The following is a 7,949-nucleotide window of genomic DNA, read 5'->3' as shown; positions in this document are numbered from 1 at the left end:
TCATCGGAACCTCCTCTGTCGACTGAGAAAGCCTCAATCGTCGGACAGGTTCGTCAGTTCACAAAATGCGCGACGTCAGGAAAAATGCGAAACATCAGCCAAAAACGCCAATGCCGCGCGAGCGGCTTCGTCCGAGAGCCCACTTTGGCCAATGCTGCATGTTTCACGAACGGCAGCTTTGTAGTTCACAAAAGAAAAAATGCCCCACTGTCGTAGAGCAGTTTCACAGCGGTTAGCGCCAGAAAACCATAGACGACTTTCGCAAAGACTCTCTGATCTACGACTGTGTGAAGCCGAAAACCTAGGAAGACACCGAGCAAAAGCATTGGCGACAGCAAGGCGCTGATCTGTAAGCTCGTCACTGAAAGAGTTCCGAACGCCCCATAAGCAATGGTCTTCAGGAAGTTCAATGTGAAGAAAAAGAACGTGTTGGTTCCCACGAAGCAAGACTTCTCGAGCTGCTGTCGCAGCAGGTAACCCTTCACCGGCGGACCGCCCGCATGGGCGATGAAGCTGGCGAAGCCCGAGAGCGCCCCAAGCGCAAAAACGACTGGCCGTGGCGTTCTTTGTTGTGAGAGTTCCACCCGCCTCGAAGCCATGAATTGCATCACGAAGAACGCTGCGAGGAGGCCCACAAGGAACTTCACCGCGTTCGCATCCATGTATTGAAACGACAAGCTTCCTAAACCCAGACCAACAAGGGCCGCTGGCAGCAAACCCACTATGATCCGGCGATCCCAAGTGGCGCGGTAGCGCCAGACAATCAACAGGTCCATCGCCAGCAAGATGGGCATCATGACGGCAGCTGCGAACTGAGGTGCCACGAAGAGCGACATCATCGGAACAGCCATCACACCCAGACCGCCGCCAAAACCGCTTTTGGAAACACCCGTCAGCACAATGGCCACGACCGCAACGACATAGAACGCAATTGATTGATCCATTTGTAAAGACCCTCGGATTTCGGGTCCACGCATATCGAAGCAATTAAAATCTATGAAACAGTCAAATTTGAATGTTAAAATCTCTCATGGAGATTTTACCTGATCTCAAAGAACTGCGTACCTTCGCCATGTTGGCGGACGAACTCAGTTTCACCCAGGTGGCAGCGCGACTAAATACCGTCCAATCCGCAGTCAGCGCGCAGATCAACAAACTCGAAGCTGGCCTTGGTCAGCAGCTTGTGTCTCGGGGGCGGGGCAGGAAAGTTGCGCTTACACCAGATGGAGAGGTTTTTCTGGTCTACGTCAAACGTATCCTATCTCTCACCGAGGAAGCGGTGGAGGCCGTACAAACAGTCAATGCTCGGCAGATCTTGAGATTGGGTACCACAGTGACGCTCGCCATGTCACTTGTGGCAGAGTCCTTGACAGCTTTCGCAAAATTACGACCCCACGTTCAGATTCAAATCCAATGCGACCGTAGTGATCGGTTGCTTCAGTGTCTTGAGGATGGGGATATCGACGTCGCTTTCATGATGGACCAGGGCCGCCATAGCTTTCGCGCGTTTGTGCAGTCTGTTGAATTGGCATGGGCTGCGTCGTCCAGCTTTGAAATGCCGGACGAGGGGCCTATCCCTTTGGCATTTCTGACGGACGGTCGAGACCTCAGACGCTACGCCTTACGCGCTTTGGATGCCGCAGGAATGAAAGGACGCGTATCCCACCTCAGCCCACATCCCGTGGGGGTCAGAACGCTGGTTCAGGCCGGTCTCGCGCTTTCCGTGATGCCGTCGCAAACGATTGTGTCGCCCTTGGTACCTGCCAAACCGTCCTTGGGCCTGCCAAAACTCGCGTCCGTCGCTTTGGCCGCGTACAGAGCACCGCATGATCCCAGCGGTTGCCAGGACTTATTGATTGAACAATTGGCTTTCGCATCGAGAAAGACCCAGTAGCGGCCATCCGTACACCCACAGCGAAATGGCGCTCTGTCCGCACCTTCCCCGTTCGCCGACCTCGAGATTTCACTATCGCAGCGAATGGCAGCTAAGCGGGCTGCGACTGCAGAAACCGGGGGCGTCACTGGAGGGCAGCTCTGGGCCGTCTAAATCATTCTGGCAGAACGGCTGGGACGCGCATTGAGTCAACTTTCTGATCTTCCGGCTATTCGACGATTTCGATCAGAGTACCCTCGGGTGAACATACAATGGACTTATTTTGTTGAAAAGGTCGGTGCAATTGGGCGGTTGGGCTGCCTCGCAGTCATGGGCGTAGGCTTATTGTTCCGCCTGATATGAGGGGCGGTTCGATGATTGTATGGTTTGTGGGCTCAGATCATATTGCGATCCTCTTTTCGGCGGTCTGTGGTCTTAGCTTTGTGAGTTTTCGGAGGTTTTGGGCAATGGCGGCGAGCGTAAATTCGTCTTGTGCGCCACAGGGCCCTCGCAGCCTAAGACGCCCGAGTTTCAATATGCGTTTGAGATGGGCAAACAGCATCTCAACCTTCTTGCGCTTGGCTTGGGCCTTTGGGTTGAAGTCGGATTTCAATGCCAGCCGGGCGAAGTCACGGGCATCCTCGTGTTCTTCGCGTGTGATGGTGCGTGCGTTCGTCTTTGGACAGCAGTTCGGTTTTGATGGGCATATGTCGCACACATGTTTGCTTGCCCGATATTTACGACGGCCTGTTCTTGGTTGCTTGTTGCGCGGATCAGGGTGGTTTTGTCGTGTGCGGTTCAGGTGTTTGCCTTCTGGACAGATATAGCGGTCGTTGTCGTCATCCCATTCAAAATCCGAACGCGACCATGTTCCGTCCTTGCGCTCGGACTTATCGATCAGCGGAATGAACGGGATAATCTCCCGCTTTTTGACCAACCACGCCAAGTTCTCAGCTGAGCCATAGGCCGTGTCAGCGACGAACCAATCAGGCCGCATTCCAAAGCGTTCTTCCGTGCGATCAATCATCGTTTGTGACGCGCCAACCTCAGCTGTGCGAATGGAGCGTGTCGCCTCGACGTCAACAATTACGGCATTATCCGTGTCGATGAGATTGTTATTTGAGTACGAGAATATCGCGGGTCCCTTGCGTGCAGCAGTCCATTGGCTTGCGGGGTCAGAATGCGATGTGAACTTGGGTTTGACGACGGTCGCTGCGCCGAATGCTTTGTCATCCAGTACATCAAGATACTCTTGTACAGCGCGTGGCGCATCTTCAGCATCGATAACGCGCGCGTCCCAATCCACCTGTGCGCTGGAGTTTTGCCTGTCCACATCAGCTTCGAAGACGACGCGCAGCAAATCGCTGTCCCGAAATTTGCCATGGCGGTATTTTGAGAAGGTAGAATGATCGGGCACTTTGCTGTCCAATCCAAGGCGACAGAACCATCGGTATGCTAGGTTCAGATGGACTTCTTCGCAGAGACGCCGCTCGGACCGGATGCCCAAAATGTACCCAATCACCAACATCCGCACGATCAGTTGAGGATCAATCGAAGGCCGCCCGAGGTGGCTGCAATGGGCCTTCATCTTCTCACGCACAGCATCGACATCAAGGAAGTGGTCGATCTGGCGCAGCATGTGATCAGCTGGGACATGCGCCTCCAAATCGAAGTCATAAAACAACTGCGTTGGAGCTTCCTGTGTACCCATCATCGCCAAATACCCCCAATTCAACAATAATGAGTGAATCAAACGCCTTGCTGCAAAGCAACAAAGACTTTTTCAACAAAATAGACTCATAATAGCCATCGCCTGTTCTTCGCGGCGCGGACACGAGCAGCCCGTCGTGGCGAAACCGGTCTACGGTCGCATCGACTTGGTCAGTTCCGCCGACAGAGAATGCGATATGTGCCCAACCGCAGGCTTCGCCAGGATGCGGCGTAACCCAAGGTCCCTCCATGACCTCGATGCTAGTATCATTGCCCGGGATATTTACGAAGCGTGACGCAAAGCCTGGACGATTATTGCTATTGTATCGACCAGCCACGTCGGCATCGAAATAGTCTCGCCAGAGTGAGGCCGCAGCTTCCAGGTCTTGGGTCCAAAGGGCCAGATGTGCCTGTTTCACGTTCGTTTTGCCTTGTTCGGTATGCATGTTGACCATACGGGAAAAACACAATATGCAGTGTTTTGCAATCTTTTGCAGGATTTTGCATGAATCTAAATGTTCCAGATACAAGACAGGCAGAGCTTGCCGCACGTCTGAGCAAAGGTCATCAGATCGTGGCTGCCGATGCAGCAGATGAATATGGTGTGTCTGTTGATACGATCCGACGCGACATCCTCGCACTAGAGACCGACGGCAAGGCGCAGCGCGTTCGAGGTGGGGCTGTCCCTGTCTCAACTCCAGCAATGCCATTGCACACCCGCCTTGAGGAGGGGTCCTCGATCAGTCGGGGCTTGGTGAAAGCAGCTGTCCAGGAAATCGGTGATGCCCAGACCCTTTTGGTGGATGGTGGAAGCACGGTACTAGCCGTCGTCGAAGATTTGCCCGTCCAAGGCGGCCGACTGGTCATCACACCATCGCCCTGGATTGCCATCGCGTGCCAATACAAAGGGATAGCCGTATTCCTGCTTGGGGGAACCCTGCGCCCTCAAGGCGGAATCGCAACCGGCGAGGCCGCACTGGATCGTGCTGCGGGCGTCGCTGCAGATATCGCTGTCTTGGGAGCCTGCGGTCTGGATGAAGAGTTCGGCCTGAGTTCCGACGATCACGATGAAGCGCAGATGAAGCGCGCTATGCATCAGGCGGCCAACCGCACGATTGTCGTCACTGAAAAGACCAAGGTGGGCCGACGAGCCAGACACCGCACGCTCGCTATGGCAGAGATCGATACGATCGTCACGGATGCGGCGTCCGACGTAGCCAGCGTCTTGAAACCAACAACCACTAGATTGGTCCTGACTGGATGACATCGACAACGGACAGCGCTGATCCGGCGGCCGCATCTAGGAAATCGGACCTTGCCACAACCGCTCCGGCGCGTGTAGCGACACGCCTTGCGTTCTTTGCAGCGGGGTTTGTCATGGCGTGTTGTGCGCCGCTGTTCCCCTTTTTTAAAGCCAACGTTGGGGCTGACAACGCGGAGTTCGGTATCCTGCTGCTTTGCCTTGGGCTAGGGTCGATTATCGCGATGCCCGCGACCGGCGTGATGGCGGCGCGCCAAGGCGCACGTCCCTTAATCCTCTTTGGCGGCTTCGGACTGATCATCATGCTGCCCCTATTGGCGCTGGCTGAATCGCCCTTGGTACTAGGGGCCGGGCTTTTTGTCTTTGGTGCATCACTTGGGACCATGGACGTGGCGATGAACGTCCATGGAGCCGAAGTTGAAGGCATGGAGAAGCGACCGCTCATGTCGAATTTCCACGCCCATTGGAGCATCGGAGGCTTTTTCGGGGCTGGTTTGATCACGCTTCTCTTGTCCCTTTCCGTGCCGGTTCCGGTCTGTGCTGTACTTGGTGCTGCAACTGCACTCATTGCTATGATGGTTGCCCGATCAAGGTTCTTAAGTATCGCTGGGAAAGAATCTGAGCCATTTGCCATTCCGCGTGGCATCGTTCTCCTTCTGGCGGTTTTGGCCGGGATCACATTTCTGGTCGAGGGTGCCGTTCTGGACTGGGGCGCGCTTCTGATCATCGACAGAGACCTCACCTCGGCTGAAAACGCTGGCGTCGGCTATATCCTTTTCTCGGTCGCAATGCTCGTTGCCCGTCTTACTGGGGATTTCCTTGTGGCTAGGTTCGGTGAGTTCGCAACGCTTGTTCTGGGCGGTTTGATCACAATGGCGGGAATTGCAACCGTCTTGGTGGCAACGTTTGTGCCCGCCGCACTTATGGGCTTTATCCTGATCGGTCTGGGTGCCGCGAACCTTGTGCCGGTCCTATTCAGTGCGGCGGGGCGTCAGACAATCATGCCACCCGGCATCGCGATCGCTGCGGTGACAACAACCGGCTATGCAGGGATCCTCATCGGTCCGGCTCTAATCGGCTTTGTTTCGGATGCAACTTCGCTGGTAACCGCGTTCTGGCTCCTCGCAGTTCTCATTCTAGCCGTTCCGTTTTCGGCATGGTGGGTCGCCCGCGTGCGGTAGTTACAGTCATCCGTTCCAACGTCCACTTAAGGGAAGCTGCACCGCGGCACGATCGAACCTACTCATGGTCCGGAATGAGCCGGACCAACTTACTCAACCGGTGAACGCGATATCCCTCGCCAAACGAGCTCGAAGACGCGCTCGAGTTCAGCGCGGTCCATTCTAACGCCGGTGCCCGAGGCACGCCGCGCGAGAGTGATGGCTGGAGAGGCAAGGATGATCTCGATCGTTTCGGTTGGTGCCTGCACTAGAACGTTGGACTCAATGCCCGCCTGAATTTCGGACAGAACATCAGTCTGTATCTGTTCCAATTCAGGGTCACCTTCGAAAGCTTTGTGGATTTCTGCGGTCATCATCTCGACAAATATGAAATCATTGGGCGCAGCAAAACCATACTCCACGAGCGCAAACCACATGCTGCGCAAACGTTTGCGTGGGCAATCACCTTTTCCTGCCGCTGCCATCATGGCCGCGTGAATATCGGATTTTGCCTTTTTGAAGACCCAGAACAACAATTCATCCTTCGTCTTGTGATGGCGGTAGAGCGTTCCGACAGATAGGTTTGCCCGCTTTGCAATCTTGTTGACCGAGACCGAGAGCGATCCGACTGCTGCAACTTCGTTGACCGTCGCCCTACGGATGGCTGCGGGTTTGTCACCGGTAACAGTGCGGGCCAAGGCATTCCTCCATGAGCGGATCAGCTACCGAGACTCTAAGCCGAGCCAGAGCAGGTTGACAATGAGTAATTGCTCATTTTAATAGTGAGCACGCACTCATTATTTCAGTGACTCGCGCTCAATCAAAGGAACTTCCTCATGTCCAAAGTTGTCCTCATTACCGGTACATCGTCCGGGCTTGGTATCAGTATTGCCATTCAGGCCGCGCTTGCGGGTCATCAGGTTTATGCGACAATGCGAAATGTGGCCAAGAAGGATGCGTTGAAGCAAGCGGCGGCCGATGCAGGCGTTTCGGTCAATATCGTTCAACTGGACGTGCAAGACACTGCATCGGTCAATGCCGCTGTTGAGACCATTGTTGAGGCCGAGGGGAGGATCGACACGCTGATCAACAACGCGGGTGCGGGATTTGTGCGGACGACCGAGCAAGCCACCGAAGATGACATTAATTGGGTGATGGATGTCAATTTCATGGGCGTCGTCCGCTGTACCAAAGCGGTGATCCCCCACATGCGTCAGGCGCGCGCTGGCCATGTCATCACCATTTCCTCTGTTGGCGGTCTGGTTGGGCAGCCGTTCAATGAGATCTATTGCGCTGCCAAATTCGCTGTCGAAGGGTACTCCGAAGCGTTGGCGTGTTACGTGACACCGAATTTCGGCATCAATTTCACCACGGTAGAGCCCGGCGGCATCCAATCCGAATTTGCCAACAACGTCTTGAAACATGTCGCGGAAACGGGAGGCATGCTTGACGATGAGTATCTGCCAATCCTTCAGAAATACATCGGTGGTGCACAGAACCGACAAGCTGGGGACGATATCTACCAGACGTCAGACGAAGTGGCGGCAGTGATCATTGATTGCATGCAAGCAGAGACTCCGCCCATCCGGACCCGCACGTCCAGATGGGGTGAGGCATTTACACGGTTGAAGACTGAACTTGATCCAACGGGAGCGGAACAGCAGGCTGCGGTGATTGAACAGTTTCTTTCTTAAGTTCTGTCCGTCGTGGGTAAATCTGGGCGAAATTGATGGAAGTTCAACGATGGCTTTAGTCTGTCCACTAGTCCTACGTTTGTGCGAATTTGTACTTGCGTCGAATAGCGTCTGTGGGTGGCTCCTGCATTGCAAGCGTTTTCTGGCGATGTTTGCGGTCATTTTCGTCAGTACCTTCGTCTGTCCGGCCTGTTTATGCGGTGGTGTTCCGCTGGCCCTGATGAATTCCGCGAGCGAGGTTCCAATCGGGT

The 7,949-nt window shown here is 54.7% G+C and carries 8 protein-coding genes and 1 pseudogene; 4 read left to right on the top strand and 5 right to left on the bottom strand.

The window, feature by feature from the left end; translation table 11 throughout:
* Positions 1–185: 185 nt before the first annotated feature.
* Complete coding sequence (locus tag ACFWW2_RS14030; RefSeq protein WP_393928775.1) at positions 186–944, bottom strand: sulfite exporter TauE/SafE family protein; 759 nt, start codon at positions 942–944, stop codon at positions 186–188.
* Positions 945–1,030: 86 nt separating this feature from the next.
* On the opposite strand from ACFWW2_RS14030, the gene ACFWW2_RS14025 reads away from it, so the two are divergent.
* A complete protein-coding gene (locus tag ACFWW2_RS14025) occupies positions 1,031–1,894 on the top strand; it encodes a LysR family transcriptional regulator (protein ID WP_393928773.1) in 864 nt (287 codons plus the stop codon).
* Between the two features lie 379 nt (positions 1,895–2,273).
* Here the strand turns inward: ACFWW2_RS14025 and ACFWW2_RS14020 are convergent, their stop codons facing one another.
* Together ACFWW2_RS14020 and ACFWW2_RS14015 are read right to left on the bottom strand one after the other, a co-directional pair.
* Positions 2,274–3,587 carry a transposase gene (locus tag ACFWW2_RS14020; protein ID WP_393928771.1) on the bottom strand — a complete coding sequence of 438 codons (1,314 nt, stop codon included), beginning with the start codon at positions 3,585–3,587 and terminating at the stop codon, positions 2,274–2,276.
* The gene (locus ACFWW2_RS14015) at positions 3,547–4,029 is read right to left on the bottom strand and encodes a VOC family protein (protein ID WP_393928769.1); all 483 of its coding nucleotides are present in this window, start codon (positions 4,027–4,029) and stop codon (positions 3,547–3,549) included. Before ACFWW2_RS14015 ends, ACFWW2_RS14020 begins: the two co-directional genes overlap by 41 nt.
* 59 nt (positions 4,030–4,088) lie before the next feature.
* On the opposite strand from ACFWW2_RS14015, the gene ACFWW2_RS14010 reads away from it, so the two are divergent.
* Together ACFWW2_RS14010 and ACFWW2_RS14005 are read left to right on the top strand one after the other, a co-directional pair.
* Positions 4,089–4,847: a DeoR/GlpR family DNA-binding transcription regulator gene (locus tag ACFWW2_RS14010; protein ID WP_393928767.1), complete on the top strand. Its 759-nt coding sequence runs from the start codon at positions 4,089–4,091 to the stop codon at positions 4,845–4,847.
* The gene (locus ACFWW2_RS14005) at positions 4,844–6,025 is read left to right on the top strand and encodes an MFS transporter (RefSeq protein WP_393928765.1); all 1,182 of its coding nucleotides are present in this window, start codon (positions 4,844–4,846) and stop codon (positions 6,023–6,025) included. Before ACFWW2_RS14010 ends, ACFWW2_RS14005 begins: the two co-directional genes overlap by 4 nt.
* 89 nt (positions 6,026–6,114) lie before the next feature.
* Here the strand turns inward: ACFWW2_RS14005 and ACFWW2_RS14000 are convergent, their stop codons facing one another.
* Together ACFWW2_RS14000 and ACFWW2_RS13995 are read right to left on the bottom strand one after the other, a co-directional pair.
* Positions 6,115–6,537: a hypothetical protein gene (locus ACFWW2_RS14000; RefSeq protein ID WP_393928777.1), complete on the bottom strand. Its 423-nt coding sequence runs from the start codon at positions 6,535–6,537 to the stop codon at positions 6,115–6,117.
* Between the two features lie 9 nt (positions 6,538–6,546).
* A pseudogene (locus ACFWW2_RS13995) lies at positions 6,547–6,702 on the bottom strand (TetR/AcrR family transcriptional regulator); the annotation flags it as partial.
* Positions 6,703–6,840: 138 nt separating this feature from the next.
* Between ACFWW2_RS13995 and ACFWW2_RS13990 the strand changes: the two are divergent.
* Positions 6,841–7,698 carry an SDR family oxidoreductase gene (locus tag ACFWW2_RS13990; RefSeq protein ID WP_393928763.1) on the top strand — a complete coding sequence of 286 codons (858 nt, stop codon included), beginning with the start codon at positions 6,841–6,843 and terminating at the stop codon, positions 7,696–7,698.
* The last annotated feature ends 251 nt before the right edge of the window (positions 7,699–7,949 follow it).

The sequence above is a fragment of the Yoonia sp. R2-816 genome (assembly GCF_046762905.1).
Classification (GTDB): domain Bacteria; phylum Pseudomonadota; class Alphaproteobacteria; order Rhodobacterales; family Rhodobacteraceae; genus Yoonia.
The sequence above is the reverse complement of the archived record's forward strand: the minus strand, read 5'-3'. Positions and strand labels throughout refer to the sequence as shown.

Coding starts and splice junctions, on each gene's coding strand:
- ACFWW2_RS14030 (WP_393928775.1), bottom strand. CDS start 944: ATGGATCAATCAATTGCGTTCTATGTCGTTGCGGTCGTGGCCATTGTG.
- ACFWW2_RS14020 (WP_393928771.1), bottom strand. CDS start 3,587: ATGATGGGTACACAGGAAGCTCCAACGCAGTTGTTTTATGACTTCGAT.
- ACFWW2_RS14015 (WP_393928769.1), bottom strand. CDS start 4,029: ATGCATACCGAACAAGGCAAAACGAACGTGAAACAGGCACATCTGGCC.
- ACFWW2_RS14005 (WP_393928765.1), top strand. CDS start 4,844: ATGACATCGACAACGGACAGCGCTGATCCGGCGGCCGCATCTAGGAAA.
- ACFWW2_RS14010 (WP_393928767.1), top strand. CDS start 4,089: ATGAATCTAAATGTTCCAGATACAAGACAGGCAGAGCTTGCCGCACGT.
- ACFWW2_RS14025 (WP_393928773.1), top strand. CDS start 1,031: ATGGAGATTTTACCTGATCTCAAAGAACTGCGTACCTTCGCCATGTTG.
- ACFWW2_RS13990 (WP_393928763.1), top strand. CDS start 6,841: ATGTCCAAAGTTGTCCTCATTACCGGTACATCGTCCGGGCTTGGTATC.